Below are 19,026 nucleotides of genomic sequence, written 5' to 3' on the forward strand. Positions count from 1 at the left end.
TTTGGTCAACAAGGGGTCGAAAGAAAGCATTCTTCTGACCCCGATCTCATACAGGCCGGCTTCAAACCACCTCGAACAGGCCAGCAGCACCCTGGCCACCGCCGATGCACATGGTGATCACCACGTATTTCGCCCCACGGCGCTTGCCTTCGATCAGGGCGTGGCCTGTCTGGCGGGCGCCGGTAACACCAAAGGGGTGGCCGATGGAAATTGAGCCGCCGTTTACATTCAGCTTCTCCATGGGAATGCCCAGGCGGTCACGACAGTAAATCACCTGCGACGCGAAGGCTTCGTTCAGTTCCCACAGATCAATGTCATCCATGGTCAGACCATTGCGCTCAAGCAGGCGCGGAATCGCATACACCGGGCCGATGCCCATCTCATCCGGCTCACAACCCGCCACAGCGAAGCCACGGAAAATACCCATGGGTTCAATGTTGTGCTTCTCGGCATAGGTGCTGTTCATCACCGTGCAAACGGAGGCGCCGTCCGACAGCTGGCTGGCGTTGCCCGCCGTGATGAACTGCTCCGGACCACGCACCGGCTCCAGACCCGCCAGGCCCTCAAGGGTCGTATTCGGGCGATTACACTCGTCACCTTTCAGGGTCACCTGCTTTTCACTGACCTCACCGGTTTCCTTGTCCTTGACCAGCATGGTGGCATCGAAAGGCACGATCTCATCGTCAAACTTGCTAGCCTGCTGGGCCGCCGCCGTGCGCTGCTGGGAGATCAGCGAATACTCATCCTGGGCTTCACGGCTGACGTTGTAGCGCTTGGCGACAATATCCGCCGTCTCAATCATCGAAAGGTACAGCTCGGGCTTGTTCTTCATCAGCCACTCGTTGGTGGCGTGGAAGCTATTGATCTTCTCGTTCTGCACCAGGGAAATGGACTCAACGCCCCCGGCCACCATGGCGGGTACTTTCTCGGACACCACCCGCTGTGCCGCCAGGGCAATGGACTGCAACCCCGAGCTGCAGAACCGGTTAATGGAGAACCCGGCAGTGGTCACCGGAAGACCGGCGCGGATGGCCGCCAGACGGGCAATATTCCGGCCCTGGGCGCCCTCCTGGTAGGCCGCGCCCATGATCACATCCTCAACAATAGACGGATCAATACCTGCGCGCTCAACAGCATGCTTGATAACGTGACCTGCCATATCCACGCTGTGCGTGTTGTTCAAAGAGCCCCGGTAGGATTTCGCAAGGCCGGTGCGCGCGGTGGAGACGATTACTGCATCAGACATAACAATGCCCTCAATTTTTGAAACATGTAGGTCGGGTTAGCCTAAACACTCAGCTAAGCCGGTCGTGGGGCGGGGTGTCTTTTCCGCCGGGAAAAGATGTCTGAGCAAAGCGAGTTGCTTTTCCCAAAGGAAAAGACACCCCGCCCCGCGACCCGCCCGCCAAGTTACAGGTCAGCGAACTTACGGCCTTCAGCAACCAGCTTCTCGAGCAGAGCCGCCGGCTCCCACTGCTCGCCACCAACGGTATCCTGGTACTTCTTAACCGCTGAGAGAATGGTGTCCAGACCTTCCTGATCGGCCCAGAACATGGGGCCACCGCGATAGGCCGGGAAGCCATAGCCGTAGATCCAGACAATGTCGATATCCAGAGGACGATCGGCGATGCCTTCTTCCAGGATCTTCGCGCCCTCATTGATCATCACATACACGCAGCGCTCGAGGATTTCCTGGTCGGTAATCTCCCGGGGCGTAATCCCCTGTTCCTTGCGGAACTGCTCGATCAGCTGCTCCACTTCCGGGTCGGGAATCGGCTTGCGGCTACCTTCCTCATACTTGTATACACCTGCCTGGGTCTTCTGACCAAGGCGGTCCTGTTCGGCAAGCTTATCCATCCAGCTGGCGGAAATGTCTTCACCGGCCTTGCGGCGCTCTTCGCGAATCCGGTAACCCACATCGATCCCGGCCAGATCGGACATCGCAAACTGCCCCATGGGGAAGCCGAGATCGGTCAGCACCTTGTCGACCTGCTGCGGGGTGGCGCCCTCGTCCACCAGGGACATGGCTTCAGTACCACGCTTGTGGAGCATCCGGTTGCCGACAAAGCCGTAGCAGTTGCCCACCATGACCCCCACTTTCTTGATCTTCTTGGCGACCGCCATCACCGTGGCTTTTACCTCGTCGGAGGTCTTGCTGCCACGCACGTTCTCCAGCAGCTTCATCACGTTAGCCGGGCTGAAGAAGTGCATACCCACCACATCTTCCGGGCGCTTGGTGGCAGACGCAATCTCGTCGATATCCAGGGTGGACGTGTTGGACGCCAGGATCGCACCCGGCTTGCAGACCTCATCAAGCTTGGCAAAGATTTCTTTCTTGATGGCCATGTTCTCGAACACCGCCTCGATGACCAGGTCAACGTCCCGGAAATCGTCGTAGGTCAGGCTCGGGGTGATCAGCGCCATCCGCTGTTCCACCTGCTCCTGTGTCAATTTGCCCTTCTTCGCGGAGTTCTCATAGTTGCGGCGGATGATGGCCAGGCCCTTGTCGAGAGCCTCCTGTTTCACTTCAACGATGGTGACCGGAATCCCCACGTTGACGAAGTTCATGGCAATACCGCCACCCATGGTCCCGGCACCAATTATGCCAACGCTCTTCACGTCACGAACCGGCGTATCCTTCGGCAGTCCCTTGACCTTGGAGACTTCACGCTCCCCAAAGAACGAATGGATCAGACCGGCGCGCTGGGGCGACTCCATGCATTCCATGAACAGTTCCCGCTCGCGCTTCATGCCTTCGTCGAAAGGCAGATTGAACGCCGCTTCCACAGCGTCGACACACTTGAACGGGGAGAAAAGACCCCGGGCCCGCTTCTTCAGCTCGTCACGGAACTGGTCGAAGACATCGCTGCCCTTGTCAGCCTCGATCTTGTCGGTGATATCGCGAACACGACGCACCGGCTTGCCTTCATCGACTACTTTCTGCGCGTAGGCCATGCCGATAGCGCGGATATTGTCGCCTTCTTCCACGGCATCGAGAATGCCCAGGGCCAGAGCATCCTTGGCACCGACAAATTCACCGGTGGTGATCATTTCCAGTGCTTTCTGAGCACCGGTCAGGCGCGGAAGCCGCTGGGTACCGCCGGCGCCGGGCAGCAGGCCCAGCTTCACTTCCGGCAGACCCACCTTGGCACTGCTCACCGCAACCCGGTAGTGACAGCTCAGAGCGGTTTCCAGACCACCACCCAGAGCCGTTCCGTGGATCGCGGCAACCAGCGGTTTGTCGCTGTTTTCAAAGGTGTTGACCAGTGTCGGCAAGGTGGGCTCCTGCATGGGCTTGCCGAATTCACGAATGTCGGCGCCGGCAATGAACGTGCGCCCTTCGCAAACCAGCAGAAGCGCCTTGGCCTCGGCATCTTTCTGGCCCTGCTCCAGGGCTGCGAGCAGACCAGAACGAACAGCCTGGCCGAGGGCGTTTACCGGCGGGTAATTCACGGTAATAACGCCGATGTTGCCTTCCCGGTTATAGCTAACGACCTCAGACATGATTTCTCCTCGCATTCTTTCTGAAATATGGTTTTAACTAGCGAAACATGCGTACGATTTAATACAAGTTCTTTGGTGGTTTCAACCACCCATTAAACTACAGGCACAAAAAAACCGCAGGGGTTCTTCTGCGGTTTCTTGGTTTGGAGTTTGTCGGGAGGTGGCGAGTAGGCCCTACAGAAACACGCTGTGAATACATCCTTGTACGCTCGGCTCCGCCATCCATGGCTCCGCACGGTTTCTGTAGGGCCTACTCGCTACCTCCCTTCGTTACTTCACGGCTGTTATCAAACACCCAAAGATTCTATATCGCCTGCCAGCATGGCCAGCTGGTGGGCAATGGAACCCCGAAGCTTTTCCGCCGGCACCAGATAGGACGGCGCAGCGCAGGTCAGGGCCATGATGGTGCCATCCTGCAAGTGAATGGGCACGCCAGCAGAGTTGATGTTCCGGTCCCATTCGCCAATGGACAGGCAAAAGCCGTGCTCCTTGTAGTCCTTCATGGCCTGGTCGAGGCCCTGCTTCTTCTCTGGCCAGGCATCACCATATTTCGCGGCCATGGCGTCGTCGATCACCAGGCGGGCCTTGTCGCTGACGGCGCAGTAGTAGGCGCGGCCGGCGGAGGTACTGGCCATCGGCAGTTTCAGGCCGATATCCATGCGCAACAGGGAGGCTTCCGGTGGCAGACGGTTTTCCACGTAGATCATGTGCAACCGGTCCCGGCAGGTGAGGCCAACGGACATGTTGGTCTGGCGGGCGAACTCGTCCATGTAGGGCTTGGCCAGCTGACGCACCTTGAGATTGGACACGTAGGCATAGCCAAGCGCCAGCACCCCGGAGCTCAGCTGGTATTTCTCCAGTTGGGTGTTGTAGCTGAGGTATCCCAGCTTGGTGAGGGTATAGGTCATCCGCGACACGGTCGGCTTGGGCAATCCGGTGATACGGGCAATGTCCTGGTTTCCCAGGATGACAGGACCCTGGCTGAAGGCCCGGAGCACGTCCAGGCCGCGGGACAGGGCCTCGACAAACTTGCGGTCTTTTTCCGGCTTCACGGGCTCACCGTCAGTGGATGCCACTTTCAGTTCGGGTGAGATCTGCTTCTTTCCTGCCATAATGGGACGTCCTCCAACCGCGTCGCCCGCTCCGGTAACCGGTGTATTAATATGGTGAATAACAAAGGATTCATGATTTTAATCGCTGCAGAAATCAAGTACCAGAAAGTCTTTTCAAAATCCGCACCAAATATGAAACACTTATCAATTATGTTTCAAAATCAGAATCGCATGGCGGTATCGAATACCGACTTTCAACGTTTTCGCGGATACCTTATTCTGCATTGCAAAACAAATTAGCAGCCAATGAACCCCGTGGCGACCCCCGGAGGCAAAATGAAAATTCTATTTGTGGCAGGCGACCCCAAACCAGAACGCTGGACGGTACCGATCCTGGAGCAATTACCGGACGCCGAGGTTTATGTCTGGAACCCAAACGGCCCAGCCATCGATGCGGATTACGCCATTGTCTGGCAACCGCCCGAGGCGCTGTTCGAACGGGAAAAGCATCTCAAGGCGGTATTCAATCTCGGGGCGGGCATTGATGGCCTGCTCAAAGTGCCCAACCTGCCGGCCGACCTTCCGGTGGTGCGCCTGGAGGATGCCGGCATGTCGGCGCAGATGGCAGAGTACGTGCTGCACCAGTTGCTGGAGGCAAGCCGCGAGATGGAAACCTATCGGGAGCAGCAACGCCAGGGTATCTGGAAGATCCATCGCCCGATCAAACGCAGCGAATGGCCGGTGGGTGTCATGGGACTTGGCCACATTGGTAAGCGTGTGGCCCGCACTCTGTCCAATCTGGATTATCGGGTGAGCGGCTGGGCCCGCGGGGACCATAGCCTGGAAGGAGTCAATACCTACGCCGGTCCGGATCAGCTCGGCGACTTTCTGAAAACCACCCGGGTTCTGGTCAACACCCTGCCGCTGACTGATGAGACCCGGAACATCATCGACTATGAATTACTTAGCCAGCTCCAGCCGGGCGCCGTACTGATCAACGTTGGCCGGGGTGAACACCTGGTTGAGGAAGATCTGCTTCGGACGCTGGACGAGGGCAAACTGTTGCGCGCCTCGCTCGACGTGTTCCGGAAGGAACCGTTACCGGAGGAGCACCCATTCTGGCAACGAAAAGAAATCACCATCACCCCTCACATCTCGGCCCGGACCCTTCGGGATGCCACCATTGAGCAGATTACCGGCAAGATCCGGGACCATGCCGCCGGGCGCGCTATTTCAGGGATTGTGGATACCGACCGGGGCTACTAACCCGGCGCCAGCCAGGCCACCAGCGCTGTCAGCACCAAAAGTACTGGCAGCGTTATTAGCGCAAACAGACCATTCCATCGAAACGCCACAACCCAACGGGGAATCTGCCCGAACCGGGACAACAACATAACCGAAGGGCCAAAAGGCGACAGCATCATGGCCAGGGAAAAGCCAATCACCAGGGCCACCGCAACCGGAAGCAGCTCCATTCCCTCGGCCACCAATTGGGGCAGCAAACCGGCCTGAACACTCAGAACCGTGATGGGAATGATGCCGATCATGGAGAACATGGGCAGCATCAGCATGCCAACAACTGCAACCAGGAAAACGCCTCCGCCAGTGGCGACAAGACCCGCAAGCGCATCTGCCGGGATGACCGCAGACAGGGCAACACCAAGAATGGCCGAGCCGGCGAAAATGGCCATTTCATTCTGCATACCCCATACCTGGCCAGCACCTTCCTTGAGAACCGGCATCAGCCCCCGTTCCTGCCACAGCATGTAAACCAGTGTCACGGTCGGCACCGACAGCATGGCTGCCACCGACACCTTAAAGCCGGTCGTCGCCACCAGGCCCGCCATAACCGTGAATACCAGCAAGATAAGGAACAGCAGACGCCCGGTGCCCGGGAGCCAGCCTTCTACGGCGATGCGTTCACTACTGACCTTGCGGAACCGTCGCTGTTCCAGCACCCAGCCAATCAGCACCATCAGAAGGGCCGCAACCACTCCGAACGGCAGCAGCTGAGACCAGCTCAACTGGGGCAGTTCCCGGGTAAGAATGGCGACAGCCACGCTGGTGGGCGCCACCAGAGGCACCAGGGCAAACCCTCTCAGGGCGCTGATCAGAACACTGCGCAACCACTGGAGACGGGACTCGCCGGTAATCCCGCGCTCACGCAGGGTTTCGGAGAGACTTCCACACAGAAGGTTCATCATGCCAAAGCTCAGAACCGTGGCAACACCACAACTGACCAGGGCGTACTTGGGATAGAGCAGAATGGGCTTGCCGCCCAGCAACACATCGTGAATCCGCCGCAAGACTTCGAACCGTCGCACCAGGCACTGCATCATGCCCAGGCTGCCCAAAAACGCGGAATAGAAAGCCGCGTCGGACGCAGCCTTCAGAAGCTGCCCGTTGCCCAGAGAACCAAGCCAGGCGAGGCCCGCCAGCACCACAAGGGCGACAACCAGGAGCATTCGGGCATACCCCTGCAGGCGCCCGGCACCCACCAGAAAGGCGGTAACGAACATCAGGCCCGCCAGCGCACTCAGTTGCCGGTGTTCCAGGCAGATGGCCACCAGCTCTGTAACGACGGCCAGGGAGACCAGCCACTGCAGCATGCCGCTCACAACAGGGTCGCCTGGTCAGGTTTGAACACTGCTTGCATTTCCACAACACCCGGATTAGTCTTTCAGTAGCAAATTACAAAACTGTGTTTCGCTTAATGAAACACAGTTAGCACAAAGATAGCACAGATTGGTCCGGCAGCCCTAGAACCGGACTTTCGATATTCGCTTTCAGGAGAGTACAAAATGGCTTCCGCACCCTGGAATGATCTGCTCGGTTTCGATTCCCAACTGGATGAAACCGAGCGTCAGGTTCGAGACAGCATCCGCAGCTTCTGTGATGAGCAACTGATGCCTGGCATCACCGAGGCCAACCGCCATGAAACGTTCGATCGCACCATCTTTAACCAGATGGGTGAACTCGGCATGCTGGGCGCGACCCTACCGGAAGAATACGGTGGGCCCGGGCTGAACCATGTCTGCTACGGCCTGATTGCCCGGGAAGTGGAGAGGGTGGACTCGGCCTACCGCTCGGCCCTGAGCGTTCAGTCTTCCCTGGTCATGTACCCGATCTATTCCTACGGTAAGGAAGCGATGAAAAAACGCATCCTGCCCAAGCTGGCCTCCGGCGAGTACGTTGGCTGCTTTGGTCTGACCGAACCCAATCACGGGTCCGACCCCAGCGGCATGGAAACCCGAGCCAAAAAGGTCGACGGCGGGTACCTGCTGAGCGGTTCAAAAACCTGGATCACCAACTCTCCGATTGCAGATGTCTGCGTGGTCTGGGCCAAACTGGACGGAAAGGTGAACGGCTTTGTGATTGAGCGCGAGGGCGCCAAAGGTCTGGACACGCCAAAGATCCAGGGAAAATTCTCCCTGCGCGCATCGGAAACCGGCTCCATCTTTATGGACGAGGTGTTCGTTCCGGAAGAGAACCACCTGGAAGTGGAAGGGTTAAAAGGCCCGTTCAGCTGCCTCAACAAAGCCCGCTTCGGCATCAGCTGGGGCTCACTGGGCGCCGCCGAGTTCTGCTGGCACGCGGCCCGCAACTACACCCTGGAGCGCAAGCAGTTCGGCAAGCCCCTGGCGGCCAACCAGCTTATCCAGAAAAAGCTGGTGGATATGCAGACCGAGATCACCATCGGCCTTCAGTCGGTTCTTCAACTCGGCCGCATGATGGATGCCGGCACGGCAACGCCGGATGCCATTTCACTGCTCAAGCGCAACAACTGTGGCAAAGCCCTGGACATCGCCCGGGTTGCCAGGGACATGCACGGCGGCAACGGCATTTCCGACGAGTACCACGTGATCCGCCACGTGATGAACCTCGAAGCCGTAAATACCTATGAAGGTACGCACGATGTCCACGCCCTGATTCTGGGGCGGGGCCAGACCGGTATTCCGGCTTTCAGTTGATCTCGCCCGGTTAACCCCCAAACGAAAACGGCCCCTCAAAATGAGGGGCCGTTCTGCATCACGCTCTGGCGAACCTAATCGATCTCGACCAGAACTTCTCCGGGCACCACACGATCACCCTTGGCAATAAACACGCCGGAAACCTTTCCGGCCGTGGTCGCCTTTACTTCGGTTTCCATCTTCATGGCCTCGATGATCAGCACCGGATCGCCGGCCTGAACCTCGTCACCTTCCTTCACCAGCACATCCACGATGTTGCCGGGCATGCTTGTGGTTACATGACCTTCCTTGGTGGCGGTGGCCCGGCCACCACTGGACCGCGCACCCTCGCCGTCTTCGCCCAGCGAAGCCAGGTGGATTTCCTCCGGCACCCCATCGACGGTCATGTAGAAACGACGCTCATTCTCACCGGAGGGGTTGGCGCCGGTGACGTGGATATCGTAGCTCTCACCATGAACCGTGATCTTGAATTTGCTGGAGACCGAGCCGCCAGAAGAACCGGTGGGAATCGGCTCCAGGGGCTCCGGCTGCAGCGTGCCGTCACGCCGCTGCTCAAGATACGCCTTGGCCTGATCCGGGAACATGGCGTACGTGAGCACGTCCTCTTCGCTGGTGGCCAGATCGCCCACCTGTTTGCGCAGCTCGTCCAGCTCCCGGGGGATCAGGTTAGCCGGGCGCTCTTCAATAAGATCTTCCTTGCCGACGGCGCGCTGCTGGAGTGCCGTGTCGACCGCGGCAGGCGCCTTGCCGTACCAGCCCTGGAGGTACTTCTTCACCTCGTTCGTGATGGACTCGTAGCGCTTGCCGGCAAGCACGTTGATCACCGCCTGGGTACCCACAATCTGGGAGGTGGGTGTTACCAGCGGCGGGTAACCAAGATCCTTTCGAACCCGCGGAATTTCCTCGAATACGTCCTGGATGCGATCCAGCGCGCCCTGCTCCTTCAACTGGTTGGCGAGATTGGACATCATGCCACCGGGCACCTGGGACAGGAGCACCGAGGTATCAACACCGTTATAGGCACTCTCGAACTGGTGATACTTCTTGCGCACTTCCCGGAAATGGCGCGTGGCCTTGTCCAGCAGCTCCAGGTTCAGCCCGGTCTCCAGACCGGCATCGTGCAGCGCCGCCACCAGTGATTCCGTGGGCGGATGACTGGTGCCGCCGGCAAAGGCCGACAGCGCGGTATCAATATGGTCAACGCCTGCTTCCATGGCCGCCCACTGACACATGGGCGCCATGCCCGAGGTGGCGTGGGAGTGCAGGAAAACGGGCAGATTGAGGGTCTGCTTCAGCTTACCGACCAGCTCAGCGGTTACCGCCGGCGTCAGCAGCCCTGCCATGTCCTTGATCGCGATGCTGTCCGCGCCCATGTCAGCCATGGCCCTGGCCTGCTCCAGATAGGCATCAGTGCCATGTACCGGACTCACGGTGTAGCAGATGGTGCCCTGTGCATGCTTGCCAGCCTTCTTGACCGCCTTGATGCTGGTTTCGAGATTGCGCACATCGTTCAGGGCATCAAAAATGCGGAACACATCCATGCCATTTTCGGCAGCCTTGGCCACGAATGCCTCAACCACGTCATCGCCATAATGGCGATAGCCCAGCAGGTTCTGGCCGCGCAGCAACATCTGCAGGCGGGTATTGGGCAGGGCCTTTCTCAGGGTCCGCAGGCGCTCCCAGGGATCTTCCTTCAGGAAACGCACACAGGCGTCAAACGTGGCACCCCCCCAGCACTCCAGGGACCAGTAGCCGGCCTGGTCCAGCCACTCGCAGGCCGGAAGCATGTCTTCCGTGCGCATCCGGGTGGCGATCAGAGATTGGTGGGCGTCCCTGAGAATAACGTCGGTAATATGAATCTTGCGCTTGGTCATTGGGATCTCTCCGATGTTCTTTTACAGGCCCGCCTGCGCCGCAATGGCTGCGCCAATGGCTGTGGCGATGGATTCCGGGCGGGTTTTGCTGCTGTACTCAAGCAATTGGGGGTTACGTTCCACAAAGCCGGTATTGAAGTCAGCGGCCTGGAAATCCGGGTGCTCGAGAATCTGCTTGTAATAGGGGATGGTGGTTTGGACGCCGTAAATGCCCATATCGCCGAGAGCACGGCGGGAGCGGGCAATCAGCTCGTCCCAGTCCATGGCCCAGACAATCAGCTTGGCGCACATGGAGTCGTAATACGGGGGAATCTCGTAACCGGTATACATATTGGCATCGGTGCGCACGCCCGGACCGCCGGCGGAATAGTAGCGGCTGATGCGGCCGAAACTCGGCAGAAAGCCGTTCTTCGGATCTTCGGCGTTGATGCGGAACTGGGCAGCAAAGCCCCGGTAGGAGATGTCTTCCTGCTTGAGGCCCAGTGGTTCGCCGGCGGCGATCCGTATCTGCGCCTTGATGATATCCACCCCGGTGATCTCCTCGGTGATGGTGTGCTCAACTTGAACCCGGGTATTCATTTCCATGAAATAAAAGCTGCCATCGTGGTCCAGCAGGAACTCGACAGTGCCGGCATTTACGTAACCACACTGCTTCGCCACCCGTTTGGCCAGATCGCCGATGTATTCGCGCTGACTTTCCTCAAGCTGCGGCGACGGCGCCAGCTCAATCAGCTTCTGGTTGCGGCGCTGGATCGAACAGTCCCGCTCGTACAGATGCACCACGTTGCCGTGGATGTCAGCCAGGATCTGGACCTCGATGTGACGGGGCTCGATGATGCACTTCTCAAGGAACACCTCGGCACTGCCAAAGGCTTTGGTGGCCTCGGAGATTACCCGCTCGAAGTTCTGGCGAAGCTCTTTTTCATTATCGCACCGGCGAATGCCTCGCCCACCCCCACCGGAGGTGGCCTTCAGCATCACCGGATAGCCGATATCGGCGGCCTGGGCGACGGCATCCTCGACATCGGCAAGGTTGCCTTCAGAACCCGGCGTTACCGGGACCCCCGCGGCAAGGGCCGTCTGGCGGGCCTGGGTTTTGTCGCCCATGGATGAAATAGCATTCGCCGACGGTCCCACGAACGTAATACCTCGCTGCTCACAAATCGCAGCCAGTTCCGCATTCTCCGACAGGAAACCATAGCCGGGATGCAGTGCATCGCAGCCGGTTTCCACCGCCATATTCACAATATGGTGGGGGTTAAGGTATCCCGACAGGGGGTCCTTGCTGATCTGATAAGCTTCGTCGGCTTTTTTGACGTGCAGGGAGTACTCGTCAGCCTCCGAATGAATAGCGACCGAGCGGATGCCCAGTTCGCTGCAGGCCCGGGCAATCCTGACCGCAATCTCTCCGCGATTGGCGATCAGCAGCTTCCGAATAGCCATGGAAAATCCTCCAGGTGATGGAAGTCGTTTAAATCGAAAGGTTGGTTCGAAGGGCAGGCACGCCCTTCAGTCAGCAAAAGCTCAGATGCCAGGTGGCGCCTGCGGCAGGACCGGAAAGCTGGCGCAATGCACCACGCCCGAATAGCCCCTGATGCCCGGAAGGACACCGGCCGGGTGAAGACTGAAATCCCGCATGCGGTTGCCATGGGAAAGCCCTCCCTCCTGACCACCGTCGCTTGTCACATCCGACAATAACGGGCAGAAAGCCGCATCACAGGACAGGGGGGCTGGCGCAGAGTCCGAAGAATGGGTAGGCAATGAAACCAGGCCCAATGCCAGAATTATGAAGAGGCTTAACGCCTGCGTCCGGCATTTTTGTTGGGCGTCCTGCATGGGCGTCCTTTGATGTGACTAAAGTCGTAGAGAGTGTCACGTGATTACGGCATCGGTTCAATACGGTTTTCTGGGTAATAAACATCGTTTTTTTCGATGCTTTCCCGGTTCCATGGGAATCATCGGCGCCCCGGGGAGCGCCGATGGCAGCTGCCAGACTAGAAGCCGCCTTTCACCACGTGGACGATCTCATAGAACTTGGTTGCCCGATGCTCCAGATCGATCGCCAGGTCCAGCCGCTGCAGAAGCTCTTCGGCACAGACCAGTCCCCGGAGATAGGAACGGGAAGGCTGATGCCGGTCGTCATCCAGCACAAGCAGATAGCCTTCATGAACCTCACGGAATGTGCTGACCAGGTCGCCCACGGTTGCCGCCCGCAAATCCTGATAATGGATAGCCGGCAGCTCACTTATCGGGCGCATGATATCGCGGACCCGAACGTCCTTGAGGGGCACTCCTTGTCGATGGGCGACACTCATGGCCTTCTCGCCGTTCACATCTTCGATGGCCAGAATGCCCAGACAATCCCCCGCCTGGTTTTCCACCACCTTGAAAGACGTATCGGCAAGTCTCATCCACAACCTCGCCTCCGAAACGGACATATCGGAACTCAAAACGGACAGGCGCTGCTCGGAGAAGTCTGTCAGCAGGTGGACTGCCGAATCCTCGCTTCCTATATGAGACAGGGGTTTGGCGGTGGGTAACGCGCCGGTGCGTCCCAGATCCTGTACTGGCAATGCGTTGAATACACTGTTCATGGTAAACCTCGTGAATCTGAATTCAGGTTGGAGTTCCCTGTGTCCACAGGGACAAATCCGTAATGGTCAGAGTTAAACGAGGCTGGGCGGGCCCTGAGGCAGCACCGGGTAGCTAAGCAGCCGGAGCGGTGGCTGAATGAAATCGAGGCTGGCCGAGAAGACAGCCCGGAATCCTCCTCCGGGGAACAGAAGAGGTGAGGTGATCGAGACGGATGCATCCGGCGACGAGGGATCGCCTGTCCCGTCAACTGATATCAGCGTGGGCGTTAAGTGATCGTCTAGCTGTGGATCCAGTGCCGGGTGAGACGAACCGTTGAGAAAAACCACAAACAGACCCGCAACCAACACAGCCAGGAGGCTGAGCTTCAGAGTGCTTCTGTTGATGGAGCAACTCGACATAGTGAGGCTCTGCTATCGTTATTTGAACGGCTCGTCCCTTTCAAACATATAGCCTTTTGAGGGCAATGCAAGCTCCCGACAAGGTTAAAACTGCGCAATGTGCACCGGCGATGGGGGCAGGCTGCCCTGCCGAATGGCCCGATGCCGAGCCAAACCGGATGGATTGACTTTTTCCGGGGCCAGGTGTTTAAGCACTAAAATTTAATCAATTTCGCCTAGCGGTACAGGCTTTTACATTATTGTTGACAGAAGCCATCACAATCTTCGATCATTGGCACATTCTGCTATGCGGTACGTATTTTCGCTTTTCAGCAAACGAGGTTGCCCATGAACTTGAACTACACTGCTGAGGAACTCGCCTTCCGTGATGAAGTCCGGGCCTTTCTGGATGAGAAACTACCCGCGGATATTGCCGCCAAGGTAAAGGGGTTCCGCCGCCTATCCAAACAGGATCATCAACGCTGGCAAAAGATTCTCAGCGAAAAGGGCTGGTACGCCACCCACTGGCCAGAAGTTTATGGCGGCGTTAACTGGGGTCCTGTCCAGAAACACATTTGGGATGAAGAGTCTGCCCGTTACGGAGCACCGCGCTCGGTGCCCTTCGGTGTCAACATGGTGGCGCCGGTGATTATCAAATTCGGCACCGAAGAGCAGAAACAGCGCTACCTGCCGCGAATCCTTAGCGGTGAGGACTGGTGGTGCCAGGGCTATTCAGAGCCAGGGGCCGGCTCCGACCTGGCGTCCCTGAAAACCCGCGCCGTTCGCGAGGGTGATCATTACATAGTCAATGGTCAGAAAACCTGGACCACCCTGGGCCAACACGCCAACATGATTTTCTGCCTGGTGCGCACCAACACAGAAGTGAAGGCCCAGGAAGGCATTTCATTCCTGCTGATCGACATGAACACTCCGGGCATTACCGTACGTCCGATCATCACCCTGGACGGTGAGCACGAAGTAAACGAGGTGTTTTTCGAAGACGTTAAAGTCCCCGTGGAAAATCTGGTAGGCGAGGAAGACAAGGGTTGGACCTATGCCAAGTACCTGCTGACCTATGAACGCACCGGCCTCGCCGGCATCGGCATTTCCAAGGCGGCACTCCAGCACCTCAAGGAGCTGGCCAGCCGCCGCCTCAAGAATGGTCGACCGCTGATCGAAGATGCCTCGTTCAGCCAGCGTATCGCCCAGGTCGAGATTGACCTGATGGCCGCCGCCATCAGCAACCTGCGCATTATTGCCTCAGTGGAAGGCGGCGGCGTACCGGGCGCAGAAAGCTCGATGCTGAAAGTCCGCGGCACCGAAATCCGCCAGGCGATCAATGACCTGGCGCGTCGGGCCATTGGACCGTACGCCATTCCATTTGTGGAAGAGGAACTGGACCTGGATTACGACGGCGATTTCCTCTCCGACGAAAACGCCGCACCACTGTCTGCCCAATACTTCAACAACCGCAAGCTGTCGATTTTCGGCGGGTCCAACGAGATCCAGAAGAACATCGTGTCGAAAATGATTCTCGGGCTTTAAGGAGGCGACCATGGATTTCCGACTCAACGAAGAACAGCAGATGCTGCAGGACACCGTGGCCCGCCTGGTGCGCGGTGAATACAGTTTTGAAAAGCGGCTCGAATACAGCGAATCGGAGCTCGGCTTCAGCGCCGACTTCTGGAAACAGCTGGGTGAACTGGGCCTCACTGCAGTGCCCTTCCCCGAGGAACTCGGTGGTTTTGGCGGCAGTGGCGTGGAAGTGCAGAGCGTGATGACCGAACTGGGTCGCGGCCTGTGCATTGAGCCCTACTTGCAGTCTGTCGTCTTGAGCGGCGGGCTGATCAGCCAAGCCGGCAACGCCGTACAGCATGAGCAGTGGCTCGGCGGTATCGCCAGCGGCGAGATGCGCGCGGCTGCAGGACTTCAGGAGCCCCAGAGTTTTTACAACCTGAACGATGTCGAAACCCGGGCTGAGAAATCCGGTGACGGCTACGTGCTGAACGGTCGCAAGGCCGTAGTCATTGGTGGGCACTGCGCCGACGTGCTGGTGGTCTCGGCCCGCACTTCGGGTGAAAGCAACGATTCTGACGGCATCAGTCTGTTCCTGGTCGCACCGGAGACCGAGGGCGTCGAACGCCGCACTTACCCGACTATTGATGGCTCCAAGGGCTGCGACCTGTTCCTGAACAACGTCAGGCTGGGCCCGGACGCCTTGCTCGGACAGGAAGGCAAGGCTGCTGATGTCATCGAGTATCAGGCAGGACGTGCCATTGCCGCTCTGTGTGGTGAAGCCGTCGGTGCCATGGAGATCGCTTGCGAGCTGACACTGGAGTACCTGAAACAGCGTAAGCAGTTTGGCGTGCCCATCGGCAAGTTCCAGGTGCTGCAGCACCGAATGGTGGACATGATGTCGGAGCTGGAACAGGCCCGTTCCATGGCAATACTGGCCGCCAGCGTGGCGGACGAGCCCCAGAGTGACGAGCGCCGCCGGATCCTGGCCGCCGCCAAGAATGTGATTGGCCGCAGTGGCCAGTTCATTTCCGAGCAGGGCATCCAGTCCCACGGCGGTATCGGTATGACCTGGGAGTACAACTTTGCCCACTACGCCAAGCGGCTGGTGATGATCAACCATCAACTGGGCGACGACGACTTCCATCTGGAGCGCTTTGCGGCCCTGCTGAAGTAAGGGTCCGCAAAAAATGAAGTTTTGGGCCCGAAGAGATCAATAATGACAACAAATGAACCGTCAACGGAACAGGATCTCAGGAAAGCCGAGGGGCAGGTCCGCACCGAGTTGGCCGCCGCCTATCGGCTGGTGGCCCTGTTCGGCTGGGATGATCTGGTGTTCACCCATCTATCGGCCCGGGTACCCGGGCCGGATCACCACTTCCTGATAAACCCTTACGGGCTGCTGTTTCACGAGATTACCGCCTCGTCGCTGGTCAAGGTCGACCAGGAAGGCAAAGTGGTGGAAGCTGCCGGCCTGGGACGCGTCAATCCCGCCGGTTTCACCATTCACAGCGCGGTGCATATGGGCCGGGACGATGCCGGCGCAGTGATGCATCTGCACGCGCCCGATGGCGTGGCGGTCTCGGCCCACCGGGACGGCCTGCTGCCCCTGAGCCAGACCGCGATGCTGTGTCTCGACCACCTCTGCTATCACGAGTACGAAGGCGTGGCACTCAATCTGGAGGAACGCGATCGGCTGATCCGGGACCTGGGGAACCGGTCCATGATGATACTGCGCAACCACGGCGTGCTGACCGCAGGCAAGGATGTACCGGAAACCTTCACCTACCTGTATTTCCTCATGAAAGCCTGCGAGATCCAGGTCAAGGCCCAGAGCTGTGGCCCCACCCACCTACCCTCGGAACAGGCCATTCGCACCACCGCCGAGCAGTCGCAACAATTGGGCATGGCAGCGAAACTGACCTGGCCGGCACTGATTCGACTTCTGGACAGCAAGAATCCGGGTTATGCGGTCTGACGCCCAGCGGGGACTGCGACTATGCTGACAGTGCAACTGGACGATCTGGCCCATCACAAGAACTCGGTGATTGGCCACAGTCCCTGGAAAACCATCAGCCAGGAAATGATACAGGCCTTCGCCGATGCCACTGGCGATCATCAATGGATACATCTTGATGTGGAGAGAGCCAGGCGAGAGTCTCCCTGGAAGAGCACCGTGGCGCACGGATTTCTTACAGCATCACTGATTCCCCTGTTGAATCAACAGGTCATCAATGTGCAAGGCAAGAGCGCCAGTATCAATTACGGGCTTAACAAGCTGCGCTTCCCGGCAGCGGTAAAGGCCGGCGCGCAGATCCGAAGCAAAATGGAGCTGCTGGACGTGACCAGGGTAGATGAGCAGCGGACGCTGGCCACCTATCGCACCACCCTGGAAATCCGAGGCGGGGAAAAGCCCGCCTGTGTCGCCGAACATCTCGCCATGTATGTGCGGAGCTGAGTCGCTCAGGACTTCGCTTCCCACTCCTCTTCCTGCAGCGCCCGCCACATCAGCTTGCCGGTTGGCGACTTTGGCAACTGGTCGACAAAATCGATCAGGGTAGGAATCTTGTAGGCAGCCATCTGCTCCTTGCACCAGGCGATGATGTCCTCTTCGCTCGTTTTTCCCTCCGCCTCCGGAGTCAGCACGATGCAGGCCTTCACGGTCTCACCGCGCTTCGGATCCGGCGAGGAAATAATGCAGACCTCATGAATCCCGGGATGGCGGTACATCAGGCCCTCCACCTCGGACGGCCAGACCTTGTAACCGGATGCGTTGATCATCCGCTTGACCCGGTCGACCATGAAGAAATAGCCCTCCTCATCGTAGTAACCCAGATCGCCGGTGCGGAAAAACTGCTTGCCATCGATCTCCACAAACGCAGCTTCGGTTTCCGCGGGCCGGTTCCAGTACCCGATGGTAACCTGCGGCCCGCTGGAGACAATCTCACCGGTCTCGCCAGGGCCTTTTTCCTGAAGGGTGTCGACATCAACGATCCGGCTGTCGACATCAAACACCGGGATCCCGAGGCACTGGGGCTTCGGGCGGTTCGAGGGGTTGATGTGGGTGGCTGCCATGGTTTCTGACAGGCCATACCCCTCAATATAATCAAGACCGGTCATGGTCTTGAGCTTGGCGGCCACGGCCTCTGGCATCGCTGCCCCACCCCCGCCGATGGTGGTGAGACTCGACAGGTCGTACCGGCCGATGTCGGGGTTGGAGAGGAAGTCCACCGCCATAGTGACAATGTTGGTCCAGCCAGTGACTTTATACCGCTCGATCAGCCGCGCCGCAGTGGTCCGCTCCCAGCGAGTCATGATCACTGTAGTGGAGCCGCTGTAGATGGGGCTGTTCATGGAACCGGTCATGCCGGTGACGTGGAAGAATGGCAAGGTGGCCAGCTGCACCGTACTCGCGGTGCTCAGGTTCCAGAAGGCCCGGTGCACGGCGGTAGCCATCACGCTGCGATGAGTATGCATGCAACCCTTCGGGGCGCCAGTGGTGCCGGAACTGTAGGGAATCACGGCGAGATCGGACGGGCCGGCGGTGTGCGCGGAGGGCGCATGGCCTTCCGCCAGCGCCTGTTCCCAGCTGACCATGCCGGCCAGTTCCTGCGACCAGACCGGAGCAGCGACTTCCGCTGGCAAGGCCAGGTCGGTGTCCGGGGCGATGTAGCTGTTGTAGGAAGCTACCACGATGTGGTTGAGATCGGTGGTCTCCAACAACGGGGCAATAAAGCCGGCCAGTTCCTGACCTACAAGGCAGACGTTGGCACCGGTATCAGCAATAAAGTGCTCCAGTTCTGCCGCTCGGTTCATCGGATTGACAGGGATTACCACGGCATCCGCCCGCAGAATGGCGTAATAAGCAATGACGTATTGCGGGGAGTTCTGCATGTACAGCAACACCCGATCACCTTTAGCGACGCCCTGGGCTTGCAGGTAGCCGGCCATGGCCTCGACTTCCCGGAACAGCTGGCGGTAGGTCATGGGTGCATCGTAGAAAACAATGGCGTTACGGTCCGGATAGCGCCGCGCTGAAATCTCAAGGTTGGTAAACACGCTGGTTCGTGGCAAGGCCAGGCTTTTGGGCAATTCCCTCGGCCACACGGCGTAATGGCGGGTAAATGACATTGTTGTG

The 19,026-nt window shown here is 58.6% G+C and carries 16 protein-coding genes; 6 read left to right on the forward strand and 10 right to left on the reverse strand.

Features of this window, described 5'->3' with window-relative positions:
- Positions 1–61: 61 nt before the first annotated feature.
- From BM035_RS09320 to BM035_RS09330, 3 genes are all read right to left on the reverse strand, one after another.
- Positions 62–1,246, reverse strand: coding sequence for an acetyl-CoA C-acyltransferase (locus BM035_RS09320; protein ID WP_053113658.1), 1,185 nt, complete (start codon positions 1,244–1,246; stop codon positions 62–64).
- 164 nt (positions 1,247–1,410) lie between these two features.
- Positions 1,411–3,504: a 3-hydroxyacyl-CoA dehydrogenase NAD-binding domain-containing protein gene (locus tag BM035_RS09325; protein WP_092031321.1), complete on the reverse strand. Its 2,094-nt coding sequence runs from the start codon at positions 3,502–3,504 to the stop codon at positions 1,411–1,413.
- Between the two features lie 287 nt (positions 3,505–3,791).
- Entirely contained in the window at positions 3,792–4,616 is an 825-nt protein-coding gene (locus BM035_RS09330; protein WP_088826290.1) for an IclR family transcriptional regulator, read from the reverse strand.
- Between the two features lie 276 nt (positions 4,617–4,892).
- On the opposite strand from BM035_RS09330, the gene BM035_RS09340 reads away from it, so the two are divergent.
- Positions 4,893–5,822 carry a 2-hydroxyacid dehydrogenase gene (locus tag BM035_RS09340; protein ID WP_092031324.1) on the forward strand — a complete coding sequence of 310 codons (930 nt, stop codon included), beginning with the start codon at positions 4,893–4,895 and terminating at the stop codon, positions 5,820–5,822.
- Here BM035_RS09340 and BM035_RS09345 read toward each other — a convergent pair.
- Complete coding sequence (locus BM035_RS09345) at positions 5,819–7,165, reverse strand: hypothetical protein (protein ID WP_175497375.1); 1,347 nt, start codon at positions 7,163–7,165, stop codon at positions 5,819–5,821. The two genes, BM035_RS09340 and BM035_RS09345, sit on opposite strands and share 4 nt — an antisense overlap.
- Positions 7,166–7,357: 192 nt before the next feature.
- Here BM035_RS09345 and BM035_RS09350 point away from each other — a divergent pair, with 192 nt between their 5' ends.
- On the forward strand, positions 7,358–8,527 hold the full coding sequence (locus tag BM035_RS09350; RefSeq protein ID WP_092031329.1) for an acyl-CoA dehydrogenase: 1,170 nt from the start codon (positions 7,358–7,360) through the stop codon (positions 8,525–8,527).
- Between the two features lie 74 nt (positions 8,528–8,601).
- Here BM035_RS09350 and oadA read toward each other — a convergent pair whose 3' ends face one another.
- From oadA to BM035_RS09370, 5 genes are all read right to left on the reverse strand, one after another.
- The gene (oadA, locus tag BM035_RS09355; RefSeq protein WP_092031332.1) at positions 8,602–10,401 is read right to left on the reverse strand and encodes a sodium-extruding oxaloacetate decarboxylase subunit alpha; all 1,800 of its coding nucleotides are present in this window, start codon (positions 10,399–10,401) and stop codon (positions 8,602–8,604) included.
- Between the two features lie 21 nt (positions 10,402–10,422).
- Entirely contained in the window at positions 10,423–11,844 is a 1,422-nt protein-coding gene (locus BM035_RS09360) for an acetyl-CoA carboxylase biotin carboxylase subunit (RefSeq protein ID WP_092031335.1), read from the reverse strand.
- Between the two features lie 81 nt (positions 11,845–11,925).
- Positions 11,926–12,237 carry a hypothetical protein gene (locus BM035_RS22770; RefSeq protein ID WP_139216029.1) on the reverse strand — a complete coding sequence of 104 codons (312 nt, stop codon included), beginning with the start codon at positions 12,235–12,237 and terminating at the stop codon, positions 11,926–11,928.
- Positions 12,238–12,395: 158 nt separating this feature from the next.
- Positions 12,396–12,995: a hypothetical protein gene (locus BM035_RS09365; RefSeq protein WP_014579051.1), complete on the reverse strand. Its 600-nt coding sequence runs from the start codon at positions 12,993–12,995 to the stop codon at positions 12,396–12,398.
- Positions 12,996–13,067: 72 nt separating this feature from the next.
- Positions 13,068–13,394, reverse strand: a complete 327-nt coding sequence (locus tag BM035_RS09370) for a hypothetical protein (RefSeq protein WP_053113645.1) — start codon at positions 13,392–13,394, stop codon at positions 13,068–13,070.
- Between the two features lie 327 nt (positions 13,395–13,721).
- On the opposite strand from BM035_RS09370, the gene BM035_RS09375 reads away from it, so the two are divergent.
- From BM035_RS09375 to BM035_RS09390, 4 genes are read left to right on the forward strand one after another with little or no spacing between them, the layout of a single operon-like run.
- Positions 13,722–14,918 (forward strand): acyl-CoA dehydrogenase family protein, encoded by a 1,197-nt coding sequence (locus BM035_RS09375; protein WP_092031337.1) that lies wholly within the window; start codon positions 13,722–13,724, stop codon positions 14,916–14,918.
- 10 nt (positions 14,919–14,928) lie between these two features.
- Positions 14,929–16,065, forward strand: coding sequence for an acyl-CoA dehydrogenase family protein (locus BM035_RS09380; protein WP_092031340.1), 1,137 nt, complete (start codon positions 14,929–14,931; stop codon positions 16,063–16,065).
- A gap of 42 nt (positions 16,066–16,107) precedes the next feature.
- A complete protein-coding gene (locus BM035_RS09385) occupies positions 16,108–16,866 on the forward strand; it encodes a class II aldolase/adducin family protein (RefSeq protein WP_175497373.1) in 759 nt (252 codons plus the stop codon).
- Positions 16,867–16,887: 21 nt separating this feature from the next.
- Positions 16,888–17,346 carry a MaoC family dehydratase gene (locus tag BM035_RS09390; protein WP_092031342.1) on the forward strand — a complete coding sequence of 153 codons (459 nt, stop codon included), beginning with the start codon at positions 16,888–16,890 and terminating at the stop codon, positions 17,344–17,346.
- 5 nt (positions 17,347–17,351) lie between these two features.
- On the opposite strand, the gene BM035_RS09395 is transcribed toward BM035_RS09390, so the two are convergent.
- On the reverse strand, positions 17,352–19,019 hold the full coding sequence (locus BM035_RS09395; protein WP_092031347.1) for a long-chain fatty acid--CoA ligase: 1,668 nt from the start codon (positions 19,017–19,019) through the stop codon (positions 17,352–17,354).
- Between the last annotated feature and the right edge of the window lie 7 nt (positions 19,020–19,026).

This window comes from Marinobacter sp. DSM 26671, assembly GCF_900112835.1.
GTDB classification, from domain to species: domain Bacteria; phylum Pseudomonadota; class Gammaproteobacteria; order Pseudomonadales; family Oleiphilaceae; genus Marinobacter; species Marinobacter flavimaris.

Bases quoted from the DNA above. Each gene is read 5' to 3' on its own strand.
- BM035_RS09345 (WP_175497375.1), bottom strand. From the start codon at position 7,165: ATGCTGCAGTGGCTGGTCTCCCTGGCCGTCGTTACAGAGCTGGTGGCC.
- BM035_RS09370 (WP_053113645.1), bottom strand. From the start codon at position 13,394: ATGTCGAGTTGCTCCATCAACAGAAGCACTCTGAAGCTCAGCCTCCTG.
- BM035_RS09380 (WP_092031340.1), top strand. From the start codon at position 14,929: ATGGATTTCCGACTCAACGAAGAACAGCAGATGCTGCAGGACACCGTG.
- BM035_RS09320 (WP_053113658.1), bottom strand. From the start codon at position 1,246: ATGTCTGATGCAGTAATCGTCTCCACCGCGCGCACCGGCCTTGCGAAA.
- BM035_RS09390 (WP_092031342.1), top strand. From the start codon at position 16,888: ATGCTGACAGTGCAACTGGACGATCTGGCCCATCACAAGAACTCGGTG.
- BM035_RS09325 (WP_092031321.1), bottom strand. From the start codon at position 3,504: ATGTCTGAGGTCGTTAGCTATAACCGGGAAGGCAACATCGGCGTTATT.
- BM035_RS09330 (WP_088826290.1), bottom strand. From the start codon at position 4,616: ATGGCAGGAAAGAAGCAGATCTCACCCGAACTGAAAGTGGCATCCACT.
- BM035_RS09340 (WP_092031324.1), top strand. From the start codon at position 4,893: ATGAAAATTCTATTTGTGGCAGGCGACCCCAAACCAGAACGCTGGACG.
- BM035_RS09360 (WP_092031335.1), bottom strand. From the start codon at position 11,844: ATGGCTATTCGGAAGCTGCTGATCGCCAATCGCGGAGAGATTGCGGTC.
- BM035_RS22770 (WP_139216029.1), bottom strand. From the start codon at position 12,237: ATGCAGGACGCCCAACAAAAATGCCGGACGCAGGCGTTAAGCCTCTTC.
- BM035_RS09375 (WP_092031337.1), top strand. From the start codon at position 13,722: ATGAACTTGAACTACACTGCTGAGGAACTCGCCTTCCGTGATGAAGTC.
- BM035_RS09350 (WP_092031329.1), top strand. From the start codon at position 7,358: ATGGCTTCCGCACCCTGGAATGATCTGCTCGGTTTCGATTCCCAACTG.
- BM035_RS09385 (WP_175497373.1), top strand. From the start codon at position 16,108: ATGACAACAAATGAACCGTCAACGGAACAGGATCTCAGGAAAGCCGAG.
- oadA (WP_092031332.1), bottom strand. From the start codon at position 10,401: ATGACCAAGCGCAAGATTCATATTACCGACGTTATTCTCAGGGACGCC.
- BM035_RS09365 (WP_014579051.1), bottom strand. From the start codon at position 12,995: ATGAACAGTGTATTCAACGCATTGCCAGTACAGGATCTGGGACGCACC.
- BM035_RS09395 (WP_092031347.1), bottom strand. From the start codon at position 19,019: ATGTCATTTACCCGCCATTACGCCGTGTGGCCGAGGGAATTGCCCAAA.